Source organism: Methylobacterium sp. J-078, assembly GCF_022829285.1.
Lineage (GTDB): Bacteria > Pseudomonadota > Alphaproteobacteria > Rhizobiales > Beijerinckiaceae > Methylobacterium.
Genome location: NZ_JAKSYI010000108.1, coordinates 1 through 23,636, shown reverse-complemented (window position 1 = coordinate 23,636; position 23,636 = coordinate 1). Strand labels below are relative to the sequence as shown.

25 protein-coding genes are annotated in these 23,636 nt (G+C 71.2%); 19 read left to right on the top strand and 6 right to left on the bottom strand.

Annotation, left to right across the window (positions count from 1 at the left end; all coding sequences use genetic code 11):
• Positions 1-92 precede the first annotated feature (92 nt).
• The 11 genes from MKK58_RS16415 (at position 93) to MKK58_RS16365 (ending at position 8,861) form a co-directional block, all read left to right on the top strand.
• Positions 93-788: a DUF1223 domain-containing protein gene (locus MKK58_RS16415; protein ID WP_243913055.1), complete on the top strand. Its 696-nt coding sequence runs from the start codon at positions 93-95 to the stop codon at positions 786-788.
• A 3-nt stretch (positions 789-791) separates the two neighbouring features.
• Entirely contained in the window at positions 792-1,460 is a 669-nt protein-coding gene (locus MKK58_RS16410) for an NrsF family protein (RefSeq protein ID WP_243913054.1), read from the top strand.
• Between the two features lie 2 nt (positions 1,461-1,462).
• The gene (locus MKK58_RS16405) at positions 1,463-3,556 is read left to right on the top strand and encodes a protein-disulfide reductase DsbD family protein (RefSeq protein WP_243913053.1); all 2,094 of its coding nucleotides are present in this window, start codon (positions 1,463-1,465) and stop codon (positions 3,554-3,556) included.
• A gap of 82 nt (positions 3,557-3,638) precedes the next feature.
• A complete protein-coding gene (locus MKK58_RS16400; protein WP_243913052.1) occupies positions 3,639-3,926 on the top strand; it encodes a pentapeptide MXKDX repeat protein in 288 nt (95 codons plus the stop codon).
• Between the two features lie 103 nt (positions 3,927-4,029).
• Positions 4,030-4,620 (top strand): RNA polymerase sigma factor, encoded by a 591-nt coding sequence (locus tag MKK58_RS16395; RefSeq protein ID WP_243913051.1) that lies wholly within the window; start codon positions 4,030-4,032, stop codon positions 4,618-4,620.
• Positions 4,613-5,326: an NrsF family protein gene (locus MKK58_RS16390; RefSeq protein WP_243913050.1), complete on the top strand. Its 714-nt coding sequence runs from the start codon at positions 4,613-4,615 to the stop codon at positions 5,324-5,326. Before MKK58_RS16395 ends, MKK58_RS16390 begins: the two co-directional genes overlap by 8 nt.
• Before the next feature lie 51 nt (positions 5,327-5,377).
• Positions 5,378-5,872: a peptide-methionine (R)-S-oxide reductase MsrB gene (gene msrB / locus MKK58_RS16385; protein WP_243913049.1), complete on the top strand. Its 495-nt coding sequence runs from the start codon at positions 5,378-5,380 to the stop codon at positions 5,870-5,872.
• Positions 5,873-5,909: 37 nt separating this feature from the next.
• A complete protein-coding gene (gene msrA, locus MKK58_RS16380) occupies positions 5,910-6,653 on the top strand; it encodes a peptide-methionine (S)-S-oxide reductase MsrA (RefSeq protein WP_243913048.1) in 744 nt (247 codons plus the stop codon).
• A gap of 58 nt (positions 6,654-6,711) precedes the next feature.
• Positions 6,712-7,356: a cytochrome b/b6 domain-containing protein gene (locus MKK58_RS16375; protein WP_243913047.1), complete on the top strand. Its 645-nt coding sequence runs from the start codon at positions 6,712-6,714 to the stop codon at positions 7,354-7,356.
• A complete protein-coding gene (locus tag MKK58_RS16370; RefSeq protein ID WP_243913046.1) occupies positions 7,353-8,123 on the top strand; it encodes a molybdopterin-dependent oxidoreductase in 771 nt (256 codons plus the stop codon). Before MKK58_RS16375 ends, MKK58_RS16370 begins: the two co-directional genes overlap by 4 nt.
• A 63-nt stretch (positions 8,124-8,186) precedes the next feature.
• Entirely contained in the window at positions 8,187-8,861 is a 675-nt protein-coding gene (locus tag MKK58_RS16365; protein ID WP_243913045.1) for a glutathione S-transferase family protein, read from the top strand.
• Between the two features lie 287 nt (positions 8,862-9,148).
• Here MKK58_RS16365 and MKK58_RS16360 read toward each other — a convergent pair whose 3' ends face one another.
• Positions 9,149-9,931 carry a DUF502 domain-containing protein gene (locus MKK58_RS16360; protein ID WP_243913044.1) on the bottom strand — a complete coding sequence of 261 codons (783 nt, stop codon included), beginning with the start codon at positions 9,929-9,931 and terminating at the stop codon, positions 9,149-9,151.
• 198 nt (positions 9,932-10,129) lie between these two features.
• Between MKK58_RS16360 and MKK58_RS16355 the strand changes: the two genes are divergently transcribed.
• Positions 10,130-10,393, top strand: coding sequence for a hypothetical protein (locus MKK58_RS16355; protein WP_238280120.1), 264 nt, complete (start codon positions 10,130-10,132; stop codon positions 10,391-10,393).
• A 22-nt stretch (positions 10,394-10,415) separates the two neighbouring features.
• Here MKK58_RS16355 and MKK58_RS16350 read toward each other — a convergent pair whose 3' ends face one another.
• Complete coding sequence (locus MKK58_RS16350; protein ID WP_243913043.1) at positions 10,416-12,641, bottom strand: TonB-dependent siderophore receptor; 2,226 nt, start codon at positions 12,639-12,641, stop codon at positions 10,416-10,418.
• Positions 12,642-13,103: 462 nt separating this feature from the next.
• Between MKK58_RS16350 and MKK58_RS16345 the strand changes: the two genes are divergently transcribed.
• From MKK58_RS16345 to MKK58_RS16315, 7 genes are all read left to right on the top strand, one after another.
• Positions 13,104-13,193, top strand: coding sequence for a K(+)-transporting ATPase subunit F (locus MKK58_RS16345; protein WP_056184556.1), 90 nt, complete (start codon positions 13,104-13,106; stop codon positions 13,191-13,193).
• 62 nt (positions 13,194-13,255) lie between these two features.
• Positions 13,256-14,971, top strand: a complete 1,716-nt coding sequence (gene kdpA, locus MKK58_RS16340) for a potassium-transporting ATPase subunit KdpA (RefSeq protein WP_243913042.1) — start codon at positions 13,256-13,258, stop codon at positions 14,969-14,971.
• Between the two features lies 1 nt (position 14,972).
• Entirely contained in the window at positions 14,973-15,194 is a 222-nt protein-coding gene (locus MKK58_RS16335; protein ID WP_243913041.1) for a hypothetical protein, read from the top strand.
• Positions 15,195-15,287: 93 nt separating this feature from the next.
• The gene (kdpB, locus tag MKK58_RS16330) at positions 15,288-17,393 is read left to right on the top strand and encodes a potassium-transporting ATPase subunit KdpB (RefSeq protein WP_243913040.1); all 2,106 of its coding nucleotides are present in this window, start codon (positions 15,288-15,290) and stop codon (positions 17,391-17,393) included.
• 29 nt (positions 17,394-17,422) lie between these two features.
• Entirely contained in the window at positions 17,423-18,028 is a 606-nt protein-coding gene (locus tag MKK58_RS16325) for a K(+)-transporting ATPase subunit C (RefSeq protein WP_243913039.1), read from the top strand.
• 110 nt (positions 18,029-18,138) lie between these two features.
• Complete coding sequence (locus MKK58_RS16320) at positions 18,139-20,937, top strand: sensor histidine kinase (RefSeq protein ID WP_243913226.1); 2,799 nt, start codon at positions 18,139-18,141, stop codon at positions 20,935-20,937.
• A gap of 24 nt (positions 20,938-20,961) precedes the next feature.
• Positions 20,962-21,657, top strand: coding sequence for a response regulator (locus tag MKK58_RS16315; protein WP_243913038.1), 696 nt, complete (start codon positions 20,962-20,964; stop codon positions 21,655-21,657).
• Here the strand turns inward: MKK58_RS16315 and MKK58_RS16310 are convergent, their stop codons facing one another.
• From MKK58_RS16310 to MKK58_RS16295, 4 genes are all read right to left on the bottom strand, one after another.
• Positions 21,658-21,885 (bottom strand): hypothetical protein, encoded by a 228-nt coding sequence (locus MKK58_RS16310; protein ID WP_243913037.1) that lies wholly within the window; start codon positions 21,883-21,885, stop codon positions 21,658-21,660.
• Between the two features lie 334 nt (positions 21,886-22,219).
• On the bottom strand, positions 22,220-22,459 hold the full coding sequence (locus MKK58_RS16305) for a DUF6894 family protein (protein WP_243913036.1): 240 nt from the start codon (positions 22,457-22,459) through the stop codon (positions 22,220-22,222).
• 236 nt (positions 22,460-22,695) lie between these two features.
• Positions 22,696-22,926 (bottom strand): hypothetical protein, encoded by a 231-nt coding sequence (locus MKK58_RS16300; protein WP_238282406.1) that lies wholly within the window; start codon positions 22,924-22,926, stop codon positions 22,696-22,698.
• Between the two features lie 220 nt (positions 22,927-23,146).
• Positions 23,147-23,636: SIS domain-containing protein (locus tag MKK58_RS16295; RefSeq protein WP_243913035.1), on the bottom strand; the 490-nt coding region annotated here is incomplete at its 5' end.

Here is a 23,636-nt window from a genome sequence, read left to right as displayed (position 1 = left end):
CGCATCGCGAACCGCAGAGCGCTGTCGATCGCTTGTAACCGGGCTGCGCCTCCGACGAATGACGGATATCCCGCCTCGTCACGGAGCACGCCATGTCGTCCCGCCTCGTTCCGCTCCTCCTGGCATTCGCGCCGGTCATGCTCACGGGCGGCCCTGCCCTGGCCCGGCCCGTGGTGGTGGAACTGTTCACGTCGCAAGGGTGCTCGTCCTGCCCGCCGGCGGAGGCGCTGCTCGGCGAGCTCGCCGGCCGCGACGACCTCCTGGCACTGGGATTCCACGTCACCTACTGGGACGATCTCGGCTGGAAGGACACCGCATCCTTCGAAGGCGCGACCGAGCGGCAGGCGGCCTATGCGGGGCGTCTCGGCGAGGGGAATTTCACGCCCCAGCTCGTGATCGACGGCCGCCGGAGCGTGGTGGGATCGCGCCGTGCGGAGGCCGCCTCGGCCGTCGCGGCGGCCCGGGCCGAGATGGGCGCCGAAACCGAGATCGCCGTCGCGCGCCGGAACGGCCGGATCGCCGTGACGGTCGGCTCCGGCAAGGGCAGCGCCCGGGTCATCCTCGTCGGCTTCGACCACGCCCTGCGCACCCCCGTGGCACGGGGCGAGAACGGCGGACGCACCCTCGTGCAGGCCAATGTCGTGCGCTCCCTGCGCACCCTCGGCACCTGGTCGGGCGAGCCCCTGCAGTTCAGCGAGGCGTTGCCGGCCGGGCAGGATGCCGCCGTGATCGTGCAGCGATCGGACGGCCGCATCCTCGGAGCCGCACGCCTCTCGCCGGGGAGCTGAGACATGCCCCTTCGGAACGAGGAGCCGAGCCCCGGCGCCTTGCCTCATGCCCGCCTGATCGACGCGCTGGTCCGCAGCCTCGTACCGGTCCGGCGCCCCGGCTCACCGCTCCGGCGCATGCTCGGCTGGCTGGTGGTCGTCGCTTTCCCCGGCGCCGGCCTCGCGGCGGTCGCCGACCTGAAGGGGGCGCTGTCCCGCCACGCCGGCGACCCGGACCTCGTTCTGGCGGCCGTCGGATCGATCGCCACCGCCGTCACGGCCGCCGCCGCCGCCATCCTGGCGACGCTGCCCGACCGTGATCCGCGCTGGGCCCTCTTGCCCGCGCCGAGCCTCGCGCTCTGGATCGGGGCGAGTGTGTCCGGGGCGGGAGCGGCGCACGGAGCACCGATCTCCCTGTCGGACGCCTGCGCCTGCGTCGGGTTCATCCTGGGGCTCGGCGTTCCCTTCGCGCTGCTCCTCGCCGCGATCCTGCGGAACGGCTACGCCCTCCATCCCTCCCTGAGCGGCGGCCTCGCGGGTCTCGCGGCGGCCTCCGCCGCGGCTTCGGTCCTGGGCCTGTTCCACCCCTTCGCCATGGCGCTGAACGATCTGGCCCTGCACGCGCTCGCGGTGGCGCTGCTCGCGGGGGCCGGGGCCGGGTTCGGCCGGCGCCTGCTCCGCGCGAGCGCCTGAGGATGGTCCTGCGCGACCCTGTCCGGCGAAGCCTGCTCGCGTGCCTCGCCCTCGTCCTCCTGGAAACTTTCCCGGCGCGCGCGGCGTCCACTGCGTGGATCGGCGACGACCGGGCGGCGGTGCGGCTCGTGACGGCCACGGACGCCGTGAGCCCGGGATCGCCGGTCGAGGCGGCCCTCGCGTTTCGGTTCGGTGACGGCTGGCACGGGGCGTGGCGCAGCCCGGGCGATGCCGGCCTCGCCCCGACCTTCGACGGGAGCGGATCGGACGGGCTCGTGCTCGACGCCATCGCCTGGCCCGCGCCGCGCCGCCTCGCCGTCGGCGACCTTCAGACGTTCGTGTACGAATCCGGAACCGTCCTGCCCCTCCGGTTCGCACGGCGCGGCGACGGGGCCGCGCATCTGCGCCTGCGCCTCGTGCACGCCGTCTGCGGCGAGGTCTGCGTGCCCTATCGCGCCACCCTCGACCTCGCGCTGCCGGCGGGACCGGATCGCCCCTCGGCGGAAGCGGGACTGATCGGGGCCGCGCGCGGGCGCGTTCCCGGACCGCCGGAGGCGGCGGGTTTCGCCGTCGTCGGGCAGGCCCGCGAGGGACCGCCGCACGATCGGCGCCTGGTCCTGCGGGTGACCAGCGAACGCCGCGCCTTCGTGGCGCCGGACCTGTTCGCCGAGGGTCCGAAGGGGGCCGTGACCGCCCCTCCGGCGGTCGCCCTGTCCGACGGCGGCCACGCGGCCCGGCTCGTCCTGAGGCTGCCGGCGGACGTCGCGGAGACGGATCTCCGCGTCACCCTGGTCGATGGCCCGCGCAGCGCCGAATTCACGGTTCCGCCCATGGACGGCATCGGCTGGGATGCGTGGCTCGCCATCCTGGCGACGGCCCTGCTCGGAGGCCTCGTCCTCAATGCGATGCCCTGCGTCCTGCCGGTCCTGTCCCTGAAGGCCTTCACGTTGACGCGGGCAGCCGGAGCGGATCGACGCGGCGTCCGGGCCGAACTCCTCGCCACGGCGGCGGGCATCGTCGCATCCTTCTTCGCCATCGCCCTGGTTCTGATCGTCCTGAAGGCCTCGGGCGCCAGTATCGGCTGGGGCATCCAGTTCCAGGCGCCGTGGTTTCTCGCCGGCATGGCCCTGCTCACGGTGCTGTTCGCCGCGAGCCTGTTCGAATGGGTCACGATCGGGCTGCCCCGCCCGCTCGCCGCCCTCGGATCGCTGCGCGGGTCCGGCCGCCTGTCGGAGGCCTTCCTCACCGGCGCCTTCGCCACCCTGCTGGCCACGCCCTGCTCGGCGCCGTTCGTCGGAAGCGCGGTGGGCTTCGCGCTGACCCGGGGACGTGTCGACATCCTGCTGGTCTTCGCGGCGCTCGGCCTCGGAATGGCGCTCCCCTTCGCGCTCCTCGCGCTGAAACCGGGTTGGACGCGCCTGCTGCCGCGACCGGGGCGCTGGATGATTCGGCTTCGTGTCGGGTTCGGCCTTCTGCTCCTCGGAACGGCCATATGGCTGATTACGGTCTTCGCCGCGGTGGCCGGCATCCCTCGGGCGATGGGGTTGGCGGGCATCCTGGCCCTGCTCCTCGGCTGGCTCGCCCTGAGCCGACGGGGGCGCAGTCCCGATCGCCGCCGAAGCCTGGTCACGGCGGCCCTCGTCCTCGCGCTCGTCCCCGTCACGGTGTGGCCGTCCGGCGTCGGACCCTCCCCGGTGGCTCGGACGGAGGGCGGACCCTGGCGCGCCTTCGCCCCCGAGGCGATCCCGGCCCTGGTGGCGGAGGGCAAGGTCGTCGTCGTGGACGTGACGGCGTCCTGGTGCCTGACCTGCCGGATCAACGACGTCACCACCCTCGATCGCGCGGAGACCCTTGCGCGCCTGTCGGCGCCCGACGCAGTCGCGATGCGGGCGGACTGGACCCAGGCCGACCCGGCCATCCTCGCTTTCCTGCGCCGCTTCGGACGCTTCGGGATCCCGCTCGTGGCCGTCTACGGGCCCGGCCTGCCGCGCGGAGAGGCCCTGCCGGAACTGCTGACGCCGGCGACGATGCGGGCCGCCATCCTGCGGGCGGAGCGCGAGAGGCCGGAGACGATCACGACGGATTTTTCGCCCTGACCTGTAACCGACATCGGCACCTCTTCGAAAGACTTTCCAGTACCGCCAAGATGTTCGGTACATCCCAGAAGGATAACCTCACATGAGCACTCTCTTTCGCGTCGCTGCTGCGCTCGTCCTCGCCACCGCCGTCTCCGGAGCCCCGGCCTATGCCGTCGATTCCATGTCCAAGGACAGCATGGCCAAGGACAGCATGGCGAAGGACAGCATGGCGAAGGACTCCATGGCCAAGGACGGCATGAAGAAGGACGGGATGGCCAAGGATTCCATGTCCAAGGACGGGATGGCCAAGGACGGGATGGGTAAGGACGGGATGAGTAAGGATTCGATGGCCAAGGACGGCATGGCGAAGGACTCCATGAAGAAGTAAGTTCGGCCTCGTGCGGACGGTGCGGGTCGGCCTTTCGGGTCGCCCGTTCCGCGTGCCGGGTTTCTTCCCGGCTCTCCCCGCAGCCTTCGGAATCCCTGCGCCCATGCCTGTTCGACCCGCGGCATTGTCCGGCGAGGCAGCCCTGTCCGCCGCGATGCAGGCGGCCCAGATCGGCGATGCCGCCGCTTACCGGGCGCTCCTGCGCGATTGCGTGCCGGTGATCTCCGCGATGGCACGGGCCAGGGGTGTTCAGGGCGCGGCCCTCGACGACGTGGTGCAGGACACCCTGCTCACCCTCCATCGGGCGCGGGCGACCTACGATCCGGCCCGCCCGTTCCTGCCGTGGCTGCGCGCCATCACGCAGCGGCGGGCGGTCGATGCGTTGCGCCGCAAGGGGCGTCGTCCGCAGGAAGTCCACGAGCCGCTCGCCTACGAGGCGCGGGCCGACGACGGTCCCATGCCGGGTGACGACCTGGCGCGCTGCGAGCGCGCAACGATCCTCGCCGCGGCCGTCGCGCATCTCCCCGAAGGACAGCGGGAAGCGATCGAGCACATCGCCCTGCGCGAATTGTCCCTCGAGGAGACATCGACGCTCACCGGGCGGACCAAGGGGGCGCTCAAGGTCAACTTCCATCGCGGTCTCAAGGCCCTGCGCGCCTCTCTCTCATCCCGTAAGGAGGGCACGGATGCCTGATCCGGCCACTCACGACCGATCCACCCAAGTCTTGTCCACCCACGACCTCGTCGAGGATCTGGCCCGGTCGCTCACGCCGGTCCGCCGGCTCCCGGGCCCGGGGCGCCGGGCCCTCGTCTGGTCCGGCGCGGTGCTCGCGGTGGGCCTCCTCCTCGTGCCGATGGCCGACCTCTCGGGATTGCGGGCGCGCCTCGCCGTGCCGGATCTGCACTGGGCGGCCCTGGGCGCGATCCTCACGGCCTTCGCCGCCGCCCTCGCCGCCTTCCAGAGCAGCGTGCCGGGGCGCAGCCCGGCCTGGTCGCTGCTGCCGCTTCCGCCCCTCCTCCTCTGGCTCGGCGCCAGTGGCCTCGGCTGCCTGCGCGGTTGGCTCGCGCCGGCCGCCAACCTCGCCGAGCCGGAGGAGATGCGGGGCTGCTTCGTCTTCCTGATGGGGGTCTCCCTGCCCCTCTCCGTCCTGCTGGTGCTGATGCTGCGCCGGGCCTGTCCGCTGCGCCCCAACCTCACGGCGGCCCTCGGGGGGCTCGCGGCGGCCGCGGCGGCCGCGGCCCTGCTGGTGCCGTTCCATCCCCACGACGCCACCGCGACGGACCTGCTGGTTCACCTCGTCGCCGTCCTCCTCGTCGTCGGCCTCAACGGCCTCTTCGGCGGCCGCCTCCTCGACGGAACCGCCGGACCGCGATCCCGGCCCGGCGAGGCCGACCTGTAACCGGCCCGATCCGCGAGGCGAATGACAGACCAGAGCAAGGAACCCGGCATCATGGACCGCAGACAGATCCTCACGGCCGGCGTCTCGGCGCTCGGCATCCTGACGTTCCTGCGCGCCGCCGGAGGGACCCTGGCCGGCGACCGTGCCGCGGCCGGAACCTTCGCCGTCGTGAAGAGCGAGGCCGCCTGGCGGGCGCAGCTTGGGTCCGCCGCCTACGCGGTCCTGCGCCGGCACGGGACCGAGCGCGCCGGCTCGAGCCCGCTCGACGCCGAGAAGCGCGCCGGTCGCTTCGTCTGCGCCGGGTGCGACCAGCCGCTCTTCGCCTCCAGCGCGAAGTTCGAGAGCGGGACCGGCTGGCCGAGCTTCACCGCCCCCCTTGCGGAGGCCGTGGGCACGACGACGGATTCCAGCCTGGGGATGAGCCGGACGGAGGTGCATTGCCGCCGCTGCGGCGGCCATCTCGGCCACGTCTTCGCCGACGGACCCGCCCCCACGGGGCTTCGCTACTGCATGAACGGCGTCGCGCTGCGCTTCGAGCCCGCCTGACCGATCACGCCTCCCCGTCCCGCAAAGGACCATCCCCATGTCCCCAGTCAACAAACCCGCGACCGTTCCCCCACATCGCACGCGCCGCAACGCGGCGCTCGTCGGCGGTGTCCTGACCCTGCTCGGCCTCGGCCTCTCGATGACGGTCGGGGCCGGTGCCGAGGAAGCGAGCCGGCGCCTGCCGGCCGCCGCGACGCCGTCGCGGGAACCCGCCCGGCTTCAGAGCGCGGTCTTCGCCGGGGGCTGCTTCTGGGGCGTGCAGGGGGTGTTCCAGAGCGTCCGCGGGGTCAGCGAGGCCGTGTCGGGCTATGCCGGCGGGGACGAAGCGAGCGCGAACTACCAGGCCGTGTCCAGCGGGCGCACGCGGCACGCCGAGGCGGTTCGGGTGACCTACGACCCGCGCGTGGTCTCCTACGACACCTTGCTGCGGGTCTTCTTCTCGGTCGCCCTCGATCCGACGCAGGTCGATCGGCAGGGGCCGGATCACGGCCCGCAATACCGCTCGGCGCTCTTCCCCGCGAATGCCGAGCAGGGCAGCGTGGCCCGCGCCTACATCGCGCAACTCGACGCTGCCAAGGTCTACGGCGCCCCGGTCGCCACCCGGATCGAGCCGGGCGCGGCGTTCTACCCGGCCGAGGCCTACCACCAGGACTTTATGGCCCGGCATCCGGCCCACCCGTACATCGTCGCCAACGATGCCGCGAAGGTGCGGGACCTCAAACGCTTCTTCCCCGAATTCACCGCCCCGGCGCCCGTCCTCGTCGGGCGCGATCCCGCCTGAGGCCGACAGGGTCCTCGGGCGGGCCGTTCGTCACGTCAGCAACCCCAGGAAGGCTCCGATGCACGCCCCTCCGTCGCGGGCCGAGCGCCCGATCCACCCCCTCGTCGTGCGGATCACCCATTGGGTGAACGCCCTGGCCATGCTGATCATGATCACCAGCGGATGGCGCATCTACAACGCCTCGCCGATCTTCGGCGACTGGGCCTTCCCGAAGGGCATCACCCTCGGCGGCTGGCTCGGCGGTGCTCTCCAATGGCACTTCGCGGGGATGTGGCTTCTCATCGCCAACGGCCTCGTCTACCTCGCCTACGGGCTGATCTCGGGCCATCTGCGCCGGCGCCTCACGCCCCTGCGGCCGCGCGAGATCGCGCGCGACTTCGTCGCGGCCCTGCGGTTCCGGCTCCCCCACGACCCGGGCGTCTACAACGCCGTGCAGCGCCTGCTCTACGTGGTGGTCCTGCTCATCGGGATCGTCATCGTGCTCTCCGGCCTCGCGATCTGGAAGCCGGTCCAGTTCGCCCCGCTGACGGCCCTGATGGGCGGCTACGATACGGCGCGGATCGTCCATTTCCTCGCCATGGCGGGCATCGCCGGCTTCGTCGTGGTGCACCTCGCCCTCGTGCTCCTGGTCCCAAGGACGCTGCCGACGATGATCGTCGGCCGTGAGATCCATTTGCGCCGCAACCGCGTGGTGAAGCCATGACGACCCTCGATCGCCTTCTGCGCCGTCCACGGCCCGGTCTCGTGGTTCCCGAGACGCCGCCGATCCGGGCCGATCGCCGCCTGTTCCTGCGCGGCGGCCTCGTCGCGGCCGGGAGCCTCGCCCTCGGCGGCTGCGACATCTCCGACAACCCGCAGGTGGAGAGCGTCCTCGGCGGGATCTCGCGGCTGAACGATCGCGTCCAGGGCGCCCTCTTCGGGGGCACGCGTCTGGCCCCGACCTTCGATGTCGCGGACATCACCCCGGACTTCCCCTTCAACGCCTATTATCCGGCGAGCAAGATCCGGGTGATCGACGGCGCCACCTGGAGGCTCGAACTCGCCGGCCTCGTCTCCGACAAGGCGCCGTGGACGCTTCGTCGCCTGAGGACCCTGCCGCAGGAAGCGCAGATCACCCGCCACGTCTGCGTGGAGGGCTGGAGCGCCATCGGCCAATGGTCGGGGGTCCCGCTCCGCACCTTCCTCGAACGGATCGGGGCCGACACGACCGCCCGCTACGTCCGCTTCGCCTGCGGCGACGATTACTGGACGAGCATCGACATGCCGAGCGCGCTTCACCCCCAGACGATCCTGGCCCTCGACTACGCCGGCGCGCCGCTTCCGCCGAAATACGGGTTTCCGGTCAAGCTGCGCATCCCGACCAAGCTCGGGTTCAAGAACCCCAAGCACATCATGGCCATCACGGTGACGAACGATTATCCGGGTGGCTACTGGGAGGATCAGGGCTACAATTGGTTTTCCGGACTGTAGTGAGATTTTGCTTGGATGGCCGGCTGTCGGCAAATTCAAGACACATCCACAAAAGGTTTTTCAATGCTGACGTTCTTCTTCAACGGCTCTCCGAACCCGACGAAGGTCGCGCTGCTGCTGGAGGAGCTCGGACTGCCCTACGAGCCCATCCCGATCGACACCCGCAAGGGTGACCAGTTCGCCCCGGACTTCCTGGCCCTCAACCCGAACGGCAAGGTGCCGGTCCTCGTCGACGACGCGGACGTGATCTTCGACAGCAACGCCATCCTGCTCTACCTGGCCGAGAAGACCGGACGATTCCTGCCGCCTTCGGGCGGCGACCGGGCCTCCCTCCTGTCCTGGCTGATGTTCGTCGCGACGGGCATCGGGCCGTTCTCCGGCCAGGCGGTCCATTTCCGGCACTTCGCCCCCGAGCAGGTGCCCTACGCGCAGGCGCGCTACGGCTTCGAGGCGCGCCGTCACTACGACATCCTGAACGCCCGTCTCGCCCAGCGCCGCTATCTCGTGGGCGACGCGTACACGATCGCCGATATGAGCGCCTGGGGATGGGCCCGCATGGTCCCCTTCGTCCTCGGCGAGACGGCCTGGGCGGAACTGCCCCACCTCAAGCGCCACCACGATGAGATTGCCGCCCGCCCGGCCGCCGCGCGCGCGGTGGGTCTCAAGGACCGCTTCCCCTTCAAGCTAGAGATGGACGACGAGGCGCGCGCCAACATGTTCCGGCACCTCAAGGCCTGATACCGGACCTCGATGAGCCCGATCTCGGGGAGACTGACCGGCGGGGCAGGCTCACCGAGGCTTGGTTAAGACGATCGTCTTTGCCCGCGAACGCCGCCGTTGCTGGCCGTCGCCCCATCCCTGTCGTCTCGGCGCCGCGACGAAAGCTCCGGAACGTTCGACCCGCGAATGGCCGTTTGCGACGGTGTCGGGTCGGGACCCGTCCGTCCGGTCCACGACCGGGTTGGGGCGGTTGCAGAGGGCACCAAGCCTCGGGTTTCGACCACGAGACGCCCGGGGCGCTCGGATCAGGCGTCGACCTTCGGCGGTTCCCCGTGGGCGGCCCGCAGGCTCGCCGCCATGGCCTGGAGCTTGGCCTGGGATTCCTTGGCCTGGGATTCCTTGGGTCCCGGGTCGTCGGGCTGGATCACGCCGGCCGACATCACGAGTTTGGCCGCGTCGTCGACGCTCATGGCGATCTCCACGATGTCGGTGCGCGGCAGGTAGAAAAAGAACCCGGTGGTGGGGTTGGGGGCGCAAGGGAGAAACACGCCGACATGGTCGCCCCCCGGGGCGAGGGCGTTCTGCACGTCCGGGGCGGCCGGGGCGGAGAGGAACACCACCGACCAGGTGCCCTTCACGGGGAATTCCACGAGGCCGACGGTGCGGAACGAGGTGCCGTTGGCGGAAAACAGCGTCTCGAAGATCTGGCGCAGGCCCTTGTAGAGCCCCGAGATCACGGGGGTGCGGGCGAGCAGCACCTCGCCGAACTCGACGACGCTGCGCCCGACGAGGTTGGCGGTGAGGAAGCCCAGCAGCGTCACCGCCACGAAGGCGATGAGGAGGCCAAGCCCCGGAATCGAGAACGGCAGGTAATGGTCGGGCAGGTAGCTCGCCGGCACGAGCGGCTTCACCCAGCCGTCGATGAGGCTGATGAACCACCAGGTCAGGTAGATCGTGATGGCCAGCGGCCCCGACACGATGATGCCGGTGAGGAAGTAGGTGCGCAGGCGCCCCCGCGCGCTCACCCGCGGGCGGGCGCCGGCCTCGGCCTCGGGTGGGGGGAGCGGTGGGGGGATGGTGGGCGCCACGGATGCACTTTCGGCCGGGGGGAACGGCGTCCCGGGCGGCCCTCCGCCGGGGAGGCGGCGGTAAGGACAGTTCCCCGGGCAAGCTTGACCCCTGCCCTAGAGGTAGCCCCTGCGCCGGTCGGGCTCAAGGCCGCCGCGCGGGGTTCGGCGCCCCTCCCGCGTTGCGGAGCGGGCCCGCGCGGGCTTAAGGCTAAGGGCATGACCGAGAAGCTGACGATCCGCGCCCTGTGCGACCTGGGCCTCATCTCCGAGACCGACGTGAAGGCGGCGGTGGCCGCCTACATGGCCGACCCGATGGCGCCGCCCTTCGTCTTCGAGGCGGGCTACCGGCTCAACCTCGCCCGGGCGATCCGCCGCCATCCGGGCGCCAACGACTTCATCCAGCGCAGCGGCGCCGGCCCGCAGCTGAAGCGGCCCTTCGTCGAGGCCGCGATCTGGGAGGCCCGGCCCGAGCGGGAATGAACCCGAAGCGGCCCGGCGCGCCCTACCAGCGATAGATCAGGCTGCCGATGACGGTGGCGGGCGCTCCCCGGTAGCAGAAGCCGGCCTGGCAGGTGAAGTAATCGCGGTCGAACACGTTGTTCGCGTTCACCTGAGCCCGGAAGCCCCTGTATTTCGGGTCGAGGGCGGCGAAATCGTAGGCGACCAGCGCATCGAACAGGGTCACGGTCGGGTTGCGGACCGTGTTCTCGTCGTTGGCGTAGCTGTTGGCGTTGAAGCGGATGCCGCCGCCGAGAGTCAGGCCGCGCAGCGCCGAGCCCGGCGGGAACAGGTAGCTGAGGAAGCCCGTGACCGTGTCGCCCGGAATGCCGGAGAGGAACCGGCCGTCCAGGGCCTGGCCCGTGGCCGAGGTCTGGCTGAGATAGCGCAGGTCGAGATGGGTGTAGGCGAGGGTCAGGTTGGTGCCGGGCGCGAAGTTGGCGATCGCCTCCATCTCGAAGCCGCGCGACGCGATGGCGCCCGTCGCCAGCTGGAAGGCGACGTTGTTCGGGTCCGTGCGCAGCACGCTGCTCTGGACGATGTCGAAGCCGGCGAACCCCGCCTGGATGTTGGTGCCGGGGATCAGGTACTTGATGCCCGCCTCGATCTGATCGCCCGTCGCCGGCCGGAAGGCCCGCCCCGCGGCATCTGCGCCCGGCTGCGGCGCGAAGGTGGTGGCGTAGCTGGCATAGGGCACCAGCCCGGGGGCCAGGAGATAGTTGAGGCCGACCCGGCCGGTGAAGGCCTGGTCGTTCTGCTGCGTGGCGGTGCCGGTAGTATCGATCGTGTTCTGGAACACCCAGTCGGAGCGGCCGGTCAGGGTGAGCACGAAGCGGTCGAACTTGGCCTGTTCCTGCAGGTAGAGGCCGACCTGATCCTGGCGCTGGCGGGTGCGGGGTCCGAGGGGCGGCGCCAGGATCGGCTGCTGGCCATAATTGCGCGTGACGAGGTCGAGATCGGGCGCCGTACCGAAGCCGAAGCGGTAGTCGAAGTCGGAATGCGCGTAGTCGAGCCCCGCCAGCAGCGTGTGCTGGACAGGTCCCGTCGCGAGGTGCGCCTCGATCTGGTTGTCGAGGGTGATCTGGCTGAGGGACTGCTTCGAGTAACCGGTCGAGCGGCTCGCGCTCAGGCCGTCGGGGCTGAGGGCTGAGATCGACGCGTAGCGATAGTCGTTGCTGATGTCGTAGAAGCGCAGGTTCTGCCGGAAGACGAGGTCCGCGTCGAAGCGGTGCTCGAACGCGTAGCCGACCCGGCCCTGCCGCTGCTTGAAGTCGTTGAAGGCCGGATCGCCCGAGTAGAGGCGCGTCGGGCGCAGGTTCTGGTTGAAGAACGTCGTCGAGCCGGGAAGCTTGGTCTCCTGGTACTCGCTCAGGAAGGTGAAGGTCGTGTCGGCGGACGGCTTCCAGGTGAAGGCCGGCGCGATGGTGGTGCGGTCGTCCGAGCCTCCGGGAATGAAGGTGTCGGATTGCCGCCTGATGCCGGTGACGCGGTAGGCGAGCGTGCCGCCCGTGCCCTCGACCGGGCCGCCGATGTCGAAATTGCCCTGGTAACGGTCGAAGTTGCCGACCTGCAGCTGCACCTCGCCGAAGGGCGTGAAGACCGGCCGCTTCGAGGTGACGTCCAGGATGCCGCCGGGCGAGCCGAGGCCGTAGAGCCCGGAGGCGGGACCGCGCAGGATGGTCGCCGATTCGAGGCCGTAGGGCTCGATCCGCGGCACCGTCAGGCCGGATGCCACCTGGCGCAGGCCGTCCCGGAAGATGCCGTCGTAGGTCAGGCTGAAGCCGCGGACGTAGAACGAATCGAAGCGCGGATCGAAGCCGAAGACGTTCGAGGAGACGCCGGCCACGTAGCCGATGGCCTCGTTGAGGGTCTGGACGTTGCGGTCGTTGAGCGCCTCGCGGGTGAGGACCGTCACCGCCTGCGGGGTCTCGAGCAGCGGGGTGTTGGTCTTGGTCGCCGTGGGGCTGACCCGCGCGGTGTAGCCGGTGATGCCGGAGGGGCCGCCCCCGCCGCCGCTGGTGGCCGCCGTGCCGCCGTCGCCGCCGCTGAGATTGGCCCCGCTGCCGCTGCCGGCCGCGGGCGGCGCCGTGCCCTCGACCGAGAGCTGGTCGAGTTGCACGCTGGTTTGCTGGGCCGCCACGGGGCCGGCCAGGATCGTCGTGGCCAGGATCGTCGTGGCCAAGATCGCGGTGGGGAAGAGCAAGGTAGGACGTGAGGAGCGATCGGGCATGGCACACGCAGATGGGCGCCTCGCGCGGCGCAGTCTCTGCTTGATGGCTGCTTCAGGATTACGAATCAAGACGAAACGTGTTTCTGAAATATAGCTTATAGTCTTTCAAATCTGAAGTCGTTCTAAGCTGATGTCTGCGCGCGAGCGGGCGGAATGCTGTCGCGCCCCCCGAGACAGCATTCGGAAGGGCCTGGGGATCCCCGGGGACGACGCCCTCCCGGGGGGCCGCAGCCCGCCCGATCCTCACGGGTTCCTAATGGAATCGCCCGCGCGTCCCTCTCGAATCCTCACGCGGTTCCGGGCCACATCGGAGGACGCGCAGGGCCGGTCGCGCCGGCCCTCGGCCGAACCGGAACGGACCCCTCTCCATGACCGACCTCGTCTTCATCGCCGTGGGCCTCGCCTTCTTCGGCCTCGCGGCCGGCTACGCCGCCCTCTGCGAACGCCTCTGAGGTCCCCCCGATGACCCTGGACCTCACCCTCGGCGCCCTCGTGACCCTGGGGCTGCTCGGATACCTCGCCTACGCCCTCGTCCGCCCCGAGCGGTTCTGAGGGAACCACCTCCCCAGGGGCTTTCTCGCCCGGGGCTTTCTCCCCAAGGACTTAATCCCGCCATGACCCTCAACGGCTGGTTCCAGATCGCGCTGTTCTGCGCGGTCGTCGTCGCGCTGGCAAAGCCCCTCGGCGGCTACATGACCCGCGTGTTCGCGGGCGAGCGCACCCTCCTCTCCCCCGTGCTCGCGCCCGTCGAGCGCGGGCTCTACCGCGCCGCCGGCATCGATGCCGCCCAGGAGCAGCACTGGCTGACCTACGCCCTGTCCATGCTGGCCTTCCACGGGCTGGGCTTCCTGGCGCTCTACGGGCTGCTGCGCCTGCAGACGGCGCTGCCGCTCAACCCGGACGGCCAGGGCGCGGTGGCGCCCGATCTCGCCTTCAACACGGCGGTGAGCTTCGTCACCAACACCAACTGGCAGTCCTACGGCGGCGAGACCACGCTGTCCTACCTGTCGCAGATGCTGGGCCTGACCCACCAGAACTTCCTCTCGGCCGCCACCGGCATCGCCCTCGCCGTCGCCCTGGTGCGCGGATTCAGCCGGGCCTCGGCCCGGACGGTCGGCTCGTTCTGGGTCGATCTCACCCGCACCACCCTCTACGTGCTGCTGCCGCTCTGCCTCGTCTACGCGCTGTTCCTCGTGTCCCAGGGCGTGCCCCAGACCCTCGGCGCGGCGGTGGAGGCCACCACCCTCGAAGGTGCGCGGCAGACCCTCGCGGTCGGGCCCGTGGCGAGCCAGGTCGCGATCAAGATGCTGGGCACCAACGGCGGCGGCTTCTTCAACGCCAACGCGGCCCATCCCTTCGAGAACCCGACCGCGCTCTCGAACTTCGTCCAGATGGTCTCGATCTTCGCCCTCGGCGCGGCGATGACCAACGTGTTCGGCCGCATGGTGGGCGACGAGCGCCAGGGCTGGGCGATCCTGGCCGCCATGGGCGTGCTGTTCCTGGCCGGCACCGCGGTTCTCTACTGGGCCGAGGGCGCGGGCAGCCCTGTGCTCGATGCCCTCGGCCTGACCGGCGGCAACATGGAGGGCAAGGAGGTCCGCTTCGGGATTCTCGCCTCGGCCCTGTTCGCGGCGGTGACCACGGCGGCGTCCTGCGGCGCGGTCAACGCCATGCACGACTCGTTCACGGCGCTCGGCGGGATGATCCCGCTGATCAACATGGAGCTCGGCGAGATCATCGTCGGCGGCGTGGGTGCGGGCCTCTACGGCATCCTGATCTTCGTCATCGTCACGATCTTCGTGGCCGGCCTCATGGTCGGGCGCACCCCGGAATATCTCGGCAAGAAGATCGAGGGCCGCGAGGTCAAGATGGCGATGCTCGCCATCCTGTGCCTGCCCCTGATGATGCTGGGCTTCACGGCGCTCGCCACCGTGGTCGCCGCCGGCCTCGCGGGCCCGGCCAATGCCGGCCCGCACGGCTTCTCGGAGATCCTCTACGCCTTCACCTCGGCGGCGGCCAACAACGGCTCGGCCTTCGGGGGGCTCTCCGCCAACACGACCTTCTACAACACGACGCTCGGCCTCGGCATGCTGTTCGGGCGCTTCTTCGTCATCGTCCCGGCGCTGGCCATCGCGGGGTCGCTCGCCGCCAAGAAGACGCTGCCGGCCTCGGCCGGGACCTTGCCCACCCATGGCGGCCTGTTCGTCGGGCTGCTGGTGGGCGTGATCCTCATCGTGGGCGGCCTGACCTTCTTCCCCGCCCTCGCCCTCGGGCCCATCGTCGAGCACCTCGCCGGCGGCCTCGGCCAGACGTATCCGGCGGGGGGCTGAGATGCCGCGCACCCTCCCCGCCCGGCGCATCCCCCGCCATCACCTCTCGGTCCGCCGGCGGCCCGCCCGCGGGCGCCGCGTCCCCGGGCCCCCAGCACCCGTCCGGCTCTCCGACCTGATCCTCGGGCTCCTCGGCGTCACGCTGCTGGGCGGGCTCGCCCTCATGGCCTCGGCCGCCCTGATCGGCCGCGCCCTGACCCTCGACGGCGCCCTCGCGCCCTGACGGCGCCCCAACGGCGCCTCGGCGCCCCGAACCGACATCCCGACCCGGCGCGCCGCGCCCGGTCTTCGACCCTCCCCTTCCGGACACCGCATCATGTCCCGTCCCGCCTCATCCCTGTTCAGCGCCGCCCTCGTCGGGCCGGCCCTCCTCGGCGCCCTGCGTAAGCTCGACCCGCGCGTCATGATCCGCAACCCGGTGATGTTCGTGGTCGAGGTCGTGGCCGCCCTGACCACCGTGCTGTTCGTGCGCGACCTCGCCGCCGGCGCGGACGGCCTCGCCTTCTCGGGCCAGATCATCCTCTGGCTCTGGTTCACCCTGATCTTCGCCAACTTCGCCGAGGCTCTGGCGGAGGGGCGCGGCAAGGCGCAGGCGGATTCCCTGCGCCGCACCCGCACCGAGATGCAGGCCAAGCGCCTCACCGGCCCGGGGCGCGACGTCGAGATCGTCCCGGGCACGGCCCTCAAGGTCGGCGACGTGGTGCTGGTGGAGGCGGGCGACCTGATCCCGTCCGACGGCGAGGTCATCGCGGGCGTCGCCTCCGTCAACGAGGCCGCCATCACGGGCGAGTCGGCCCCCGTCATCCGCGAATCCGGCGGCGACCGCTCGGCGGTGACCGGCGGCACGCAGGTGCTCTCCGACGCGATCCGCGTGCGCATCACGGCCGCCGCCGGCTCCACCTTCGTCGACCGCATGATCGCCCTGGTCGAGGGCGCCTCGCGCAGCAAGACCCCCAACGAGATCGCCCTCAACATCCTGCTCGCCGGCCTGACCCTGATCTTCCTGTTCGCCGTGGCGTCGATCCCGAGCTTCGCGTCCTATGCGGGGGGCGCCATCCCGGTCATCGTCCTGGTGGCGCTGTTCGTGACCCTCATCCCCACCACCATCGGGGCGCTCCTCTCGGCCATCGGCATCGCGGGCATGGACCGCCTGGTGCGCTTCAACGTGCTCGCCATGTCGGGCCGCGCTGTGGAGGCCGCCGGCGACGTCGATACGCTCCTCCTCGACAAGACCGGCACCATCACGCTGGGCAACCGGCAGGCCACCGCGTTCCGCCCCGTGCGCGGCGTCACCGAGCAGGATCTGGCGGACGCCGCCCAGCTCGCCTCGCTCGCCGACGAGACGCCGGAGGGCCGCTCCATCGTGGTGCTGGCCAAGGACACCTACGGCCTCCGCGCGCGGGACATGGCCGGCCTCAACGCCACCTTCGTGCCCTTCACCGCCCAGTCGCGCATGTCCGGCGTCGACCTCGACGGGTCGTCCATCCGCAAGGGCGCCGTCGACGCGGTCATCGCCTCTCTGTCCGGTCAGCCGATGTCCGGCCAACCGATGGCGGCCCGCGGCTCCAACGCGGCGCTGGCCTACCAGCCGGCCGCCGAGACCGAGGCGGTCGCCGAGATCCGCGCCATCGCCGAGGAGATCGCCAAGGCCGGCGGCACGCCGCTCGCCGTCTCCCGCGACGGACGCCTCCTCGGCGTGGTCTACCTGAAGGACATCGTGAAGGGCGGCATCCGTGAGCGCTTCGCGGAGCTCCGCCGGATGGGCATCCGCACCGTGATGATCACCGGCGACAACCCGATGACGGCGGCCGCCATCGCGGCGGAGGCCGGCGTCGACGACTTCCTGGCGCAGGCCACCCCGGAGGACAAGCTCGCGCTGATCCGCAAGGAGCAGGCGCAGGGCAAGCTGGTGGCCATGTGCGGGGACGGCACCAACGACGCGCCGGCCCTCGCCCAGGCCGATGTCGGCGTGGCGATGAACACCGGCACGGTGGCGGCCCGCGAGGCCGGCAACATGGTCGACCTCGATTCCGACCCGACCAAGCTCATCGAGATCGTGGGCATCGGCAAGCAGCTGCTGATGACCCGCGGGGCGCTGACCACCTTCTCCATCGCCAACGATGTCGCCAAGTACTTCGCCATCATCCCGGCGATGTTCCTGACGCTCTACCCGCAGCTCCAGGCCCTCAACGTCATGGGCCTCGCCTCGCCGCGCAGCGCCATCCTCTCGGCCATCATCTTCAACGCGCTCATCATCGTGGCGCTGATCCCGCTGGCGCTCAGGGGCGTGACCTACCGGCCGGTGGGGGCCGCGGCGCTCCTGCGGCGCAACCTCGCCGTCTACGGCCTCGGCGGCCTCCTGGTGCCCTTCCTCGGCATCAAGGCCATCGACCTCGCCGTCTCCGCCCTCCACCTCGTCTGACCTGCCGCGAACCGCCCCAGGAGTCCGTCATGCTGTCCCAGCTTCGCCCCGCCCTCGTCCTGCTGGTCGCGCTCACGGCGCTCACCGGCCTCGCCTATCCCCTCGCGATCACCGGGCTGGCGGGGGCGATCTTCCCCGCACAGGCCGCCGGCAGCCTGATCGCGCGCGACGGCCGGGTCGTAGGCTCGCGCCTGATCGGCCAGTCCTTCACGAGCGCGCGCTACTTCCAGGGCCGCCCGTCGGCCACGAGCGCCGCCGATCCGGCCGACGCCGCCAAGACCGTGCCGGCGCCCTACAACGCGGCGAACTCCGCGGGCTCCAATCTCGGGCCGACCAGCGCGGCGCTCGCCGAGCGCGTCCGGACCGATCGCGACGCCCGCGCGGCCGAGAACCCGGGCGTGCCCGTGCCGGTGGACCTCGTCACCGCGAGCGGCTCCGGCCTCGACCCCGACATCTCGCCCGAGGCCGCCCTGTTCCAGGTGCCCCGGGTGGCCAAGGCGCGCAACATCGCGCAGAACACCCTGCGCGACCTCGTGACGGCGCACGTCGCGGGCCGCGACTTCGGGCTCCTCGGCGAGCCGCGCGTCAACGTCCTGGCGCTCAACCTCGCCCTGGACGATCTGGCCCGTCGCTGAGCGCCGCGGGAGGAGGCCGCATGAGCGGGACTGGTCGCGACCCGAACCAGATGAGCGGAACTGGCCGCGACCTGATCCAAATGAGCGGGACTGGCCGCGACCCGAACCAGATGAGCGGAACCGGCCGCGACCCGAACCGACCCTCGCCCGACGCGCTGCTGGAGGCCGCGCGCCGGGAGGCGCGCACGCGCGGCCGGCTCAAGGTCTTCCTCGGGGCCGCCCCCGGGGTCGGCAAGACCTACGAGATGCTCACCATCGGCCGCGCCCGGCTGCAGGCCGGGATCGACGTGGTCGTCGGCGTGGTCGAGACCCACGGCCGGGCGGAGACGCAAGCCCTCCTCGACGGCTTCGAGACGATTCCGCGCCGCGCCGTGCCCTATCACGGCACGGTCCTGGAGGAGATGGACCTCGACGCCCTGCTGGCCCGGCGGCCGGCGCTGGCCCTGGTGGACGAGCTCGCCCACACCAACGCGCCGGGCTCGCGCCACCCGAAGCGCTACGGGGACGTGGAGGAACTGCTCGATGCCGGCATCGACGTCCTGACCACCCTGAACATCCAGCACGTGGAGAGCCTCAACGACGTGGTGGCCTCCATCACCCGCATCCGGGTGCGCGAGACCGTGCCGGACGGGGTCCTCGACCGGGCCGACGACATCGAGGTGGTGGACCTCAACCCGGACGACCTCATCGAGCGCCTGAAGGCCGGCAAGGTCTACCTCCCGAGCCATGCGGAGCGGGCGCTGAAGCACTACTTCTCGCGCGGCAACCTGACGGCTTTGCGGGAACTGGCGCTGCGCCGCACCGCCGACCGGGTGGACGACGAGCTCCTCAGCCACATGCGGGCCAACGCGATCGCCGGGCCGTGGGCGGCGGGCGAGCGGGTGCTGGTCTGCGTCAGCGACGATCCCCGCTCCGCCGGCCTGGTGCGCTACGCCAAGCGCCTCGCGGACCGGCTGCACGCGCCCTGGACGGCGCTCTGCATCGAGGGGCCGCGCATGGTGGGCCTCAACGAGGCGGCGCGCGACCGGATCGCCGAGGCGCTGCGGCTGGCCGACCGGCTGGGAGGCGACGCCGTCACCCTGCCGGGCGGCCGGCGCATCGCCGACGACATCCTGGCCTATGCCCGCTCCGACAACGTCAACCACATCGTGGTCGGCAAGGCCTCGCGCTCCTGGCTGTTCGAACTCGTCAACGGCTCGGTGGTGCACGACCTCGTGCGCCGCAGCGGCAGCATCGGCGTGCACGTGGTGCCGGGCGACGCGGCGCCGGGCCGAATGCCGGGCGAGACGCGGACCCCGCGCGCCGCCCGGGCCGCCCCGCCGCGCCCCTTCGACGCCTGGCCCTACGCGCTCGCCCTCGCGTCGATCGCGGCCGGGCTCGGCGCGGCCCTCCTCGCCCAGCCCTATGCGGGCGTGGAGAACGCCGACCTCTTTCTCCTCACCGCCGTGGTGGCGGTGGCCGTGCGCTGGGGGCTCGGGCCCTCGCTCGCGGCGGTGGGCGCGTCCTCGCTGGCCTACAACTTCTTCTTCCTGCCGCCGGTCTACACCTTCACCATCGCCGACCCGACCAACGTCGCCGCCTTCCTGCTCTTCACCCTCGTGGCGGTGCTCGTCTCGAACCTCGCCGCCCGCGCGCGCTCGGTCGCGGTGGTGAGCCAGGGCCGCGCCCGGGCCACGGAGCGGCTCTACGGCTTCAGCCGCAAGCTCGCCGGATGCGGCACCCTCGACGACGTGCTCTGGGCGACCTCGGCCCAGATCGCCGCCATGCTGAAGGTCCGCGTGGTCCTGCTCCTGACCGAGCCCTCCCCCCCGGAGCCCGGCGCCCTGAACGCCGGCACCTTGAACGCCGGCACCTTGGCGGTCCGGGCCGGCTACCCGCCGGAGGACCGGCTCGACGAGGCGGATCTCGGCGCGGCGCGCTGGGCCTTCGACAACGCGCGCCCGGCCGGACGCGGCGCCGACACCCTGCCGGGGGCGCGGCGGCTGTTCCTGCCGATGCGCACGGGCCGCGGCATCGTCGGGGTGATCGGCCTCGACGCCGACGGCACCGGCCCGCTCCTCTCGCCGGAGGACCGGCGCCTGTTCGACGCGCTGGCCGACATGGCGGCGCTCGCCATCGAGCGCGTCCGCCTGGTGGAGGATCTCGACCGGGCCGAGCGGGCCGCCGAGACCGACCGCCTGCGCCAGGCCCTGCTCACCTCGATCAGCCACGACCTGCGCACGCCGCTGGCCTCGGTGCTGGGGGCCGCCACCACCCTGCGCGACCTCGACGCGGCGCTCCCGCGCGAGGCCAAGGCCGACCTGCTCGCCACCATCATCGCCGAATCCGAGCGGCTCAACCGCTTCATCGTCAACCTCCTCGACATGACCCGCCTGGAGGCCGGGGCGGTGGCGGCCAACCTCACCCCGCAGGATGTCGGCGAGGCCGTCGACACGGCCCTGCGGCGCCTCGGGCCGATCCTGGCCGGACACCGCGTCGTCCTCGATCTCGCGGCCGATCTGCCGCCCCTGCGCCTTGACCCCGTCCTGTTCGAGCAGGTCCTGGTCAACCTCCTCGACAACGCCGCCAAGTACGCGCCGGAGGGCTCGACGGTGACGGTCCGGGGCCGGCGCGAGGGCGGGCGCTCCGAGCCCGGGCCAGTCGGACCCGGCCGGGTCCGCCTCGCGGTGCTCGACGAGGGGGACGGGCTGCCCGAGACCGACGTGGAGCGCGTGTTCGACAAGTTCTACCGGGCCGCCAAGGGCGACAGCGTCCGGGCCGGAACGGGGCTCGGCCTCGCCATCGCCCGCGGCTTCGTCGAGGCCATGGGCGGCACCCTGACGGCCGGCAACCGGGGCGACCGCCCCGGCGCCGCCTTCACCATCCTGCTGCCGGTCCCGGGACGCGGTCGCGCGGATATCGCCGCATGATTCCCAGACCATGATCCCCAGACCATGACCCACAGCATCCTCGTGATCGACGACGAGCCCCCCATCCGCAAGCTGCTGCGCATGGGTCTGGCCACCCAGGGCTACGGGGTCTTCGAGGCGCCGAACGCCCGCACCGCCCTCGATCTCCTGGCCCGCGAGACGGTGGACCTGATCATCCTCGATCTCGGGCTGCCCGACATGCGCGGGCACGACCTGCTGCGCCGCATCCGGGCGGATCACCCCGACCTGCCGGTGGTGGTCCTCTCCAGCCGCGACGACGAGGCCGGCAAGGTCGAGGCCCTCGACCTCGGGGCCGACGACTACGTCACCAAGCCTTTCGGCATGGGCGAGCTCCTGGCCCGCATCCGCGCGGCCCTGCGCCACCAGCTCGCGGTCCAGGGCGAGCGCCCCCTGTTCGCGGTCGACGGCCTCAGCGTCGATCTCGTGCGCCGCATCGTCCGGGTCCGCGGCGCCGAGGTGAAGCTCACCCCGCGCGAGTACGATTTCCTGCGCGTGCTGGTCCAGCACGCCGGCAAGGCCCTGACCCACGCCCAGCTCATGAACGCGGTCTCGACCTCGTCCGACCCGCAATACCTGCGGGTCTACATGCGCCAGCTCCGCCTCAAGCTGGAGGCCGATCCCGAGCGGCCGCGCATCCTGCTGACCGAGACCGGGATCGGCTACCGCCTGCGCGCGCCGGAGGACGACGGCCGGACCTGATCAGAGCCGGAGCTCGATCCGGTCCGTCGCGATCTCGACCGCGCCCGGACGCCGGCCGGTGAGGTCGGTGGCGTAGTGCAGGGCGTCGTGGCGGGTGCGGAACAGGCCGCCGCCGAGTCCGTGGACCTCCAGGGCGACCCAGCGCCCCTGCGGGTCCTGGCCCACGATGAAGCGGCTCGGTGACGCGGGCGCCTCGGTGCGGATGGCGGCGGCAAGGGGGACGGGCATGGAACGCTAGGGGTTCGCGCGATCCCTCGCTGGACCGCCCCCGCAAACTGGACCCCGACGCATAAGGGTTCGAGCGGGGGACGGGGCCGTCCGTATCAGCGTCTCATGAGGATTCCGGCCGATGCGGGTCCGGCGCGGACACGAAGCCAAGGCGGCGATCCCGTCACGAGGACGGGACGCCGGCGCCGCTGCATCGAAGCCGCGGACGCGGCCGCCGTCCCCGATCGGACGTTAGAGCATGTTCCATGATCTCTGGATCACGAAAAATGCTCTATCTCGTTATGTGGTCTCATTTTCTTCACGCGAGCCGGCATCCACCTCGCTCGAAAATGCTCTAACGGATCAGCCAGCTCCCCACGAAGGAGAGCGCGCCCGAGTAGACCGGGTGGCCGTCTTCGTCCGTCACCAGAACCGTGACCGCGTGACGCTCGCCATCCTCCGGCACCTCGCTCATCGCAATGGCGGGCAGCAGTTTCTTGGCCTCGCGGATAGCGGCCTGAAGATCGGCGCACTCGACGCCCTCCTCGTCGCGCTCACGGTGGAAACCCTGGATATCGAAATAGAAACGCGGCATGCGACGCTCCACGCGTGTGAGGCGGGAGCTCACGGGTCTCTCAAGCGCGGAAGGCCAAGGGTGGAGCCGCGACCGGCCGATCATGGACGATGGGCGGACGGATTACATCAACGCGCGCGGTTATCGTGCGTACCGGCCGACGATGCGATGTCGCACCCGAATCCGTTCGACCGACGGGATCTGCGAGAAGGGAGGGGTCCGGTCGGACCCCTCCGAGGCTTGCCGGACGGGCCGCCTCACATGCGGTTCATCATCCGCTTCTTCATCATGTGGCGCTTCATCATCTGCTTCCGCATCATGCGCTTCTTCATCATCATGCGCTCGCTGCGGTCCATGCGGACCTGGGTGACGCTCGCGCCATCCGTCTGCAGGCCGCTGACGGCCAGGGGCGCGGCGGTGGCGGCACCGGCGCCGAGCGCCAGGGAACCGAGGATCGTTGCGGCAAGGGCCAGGGTGGTGGTCTTCATGCGTCGTCTCCTGCTGAGGGAAGGATCGACCTTCCGGGGCATTGGGAGAAGCGCTGAATCCTACGCAAGTTCCTGAATTTGAAAGTAAATTTCTCTCAGGCTGAGGTCCGGACAAGGGGGCTCCGGCGCTGGACCGGACCGTCCGCACCCGCCCCCGGAAGGGGGACTCGGGGCGCGGTACGGACGCGGGCGGCAAAAGGTTTCAGCCTGGGCCGCGTCGCTATTCCACCGTCACGGATTTGGCGAGGTTGCGCGGCTGGTCGACGTCCTTACCCATGAAGACGGCGGTGTGGTAGGCGATGAGCTGGATCGGCACCGCGTAGACGATCGGTGCCACGACGGGGTCGAGGTCCGGCATCGTCACGGTGGCCATGGTGTCGAGCCCGGCCGCGGCCGCGCCCTTGGCGTCGCCGATCAGGATGATGCGCCCGCCGCGCGCGGCCACCTCCTGCATGTTCGAGACCGTCTTCTCGAAGATCGCGTCGTGGGGCGCGATCACGATCACCGGCACGCTCTCGTCGATGAGGGCGATGGGCCCATGCTTGAGTTCACACGCTGCATAACCTTCGGCGTGGATGTAACTGATTTCCTTGAGCTTCAGGGCACCTTCCAGCGCCATCGGGTAGCTGGTGCCGCGCCCCAGGTAGAGCACGTCGCGGGCCTTGGCGACCTCGCGGGCCAGGATCTCGATCGGCCCTTCGAGCTTGGTC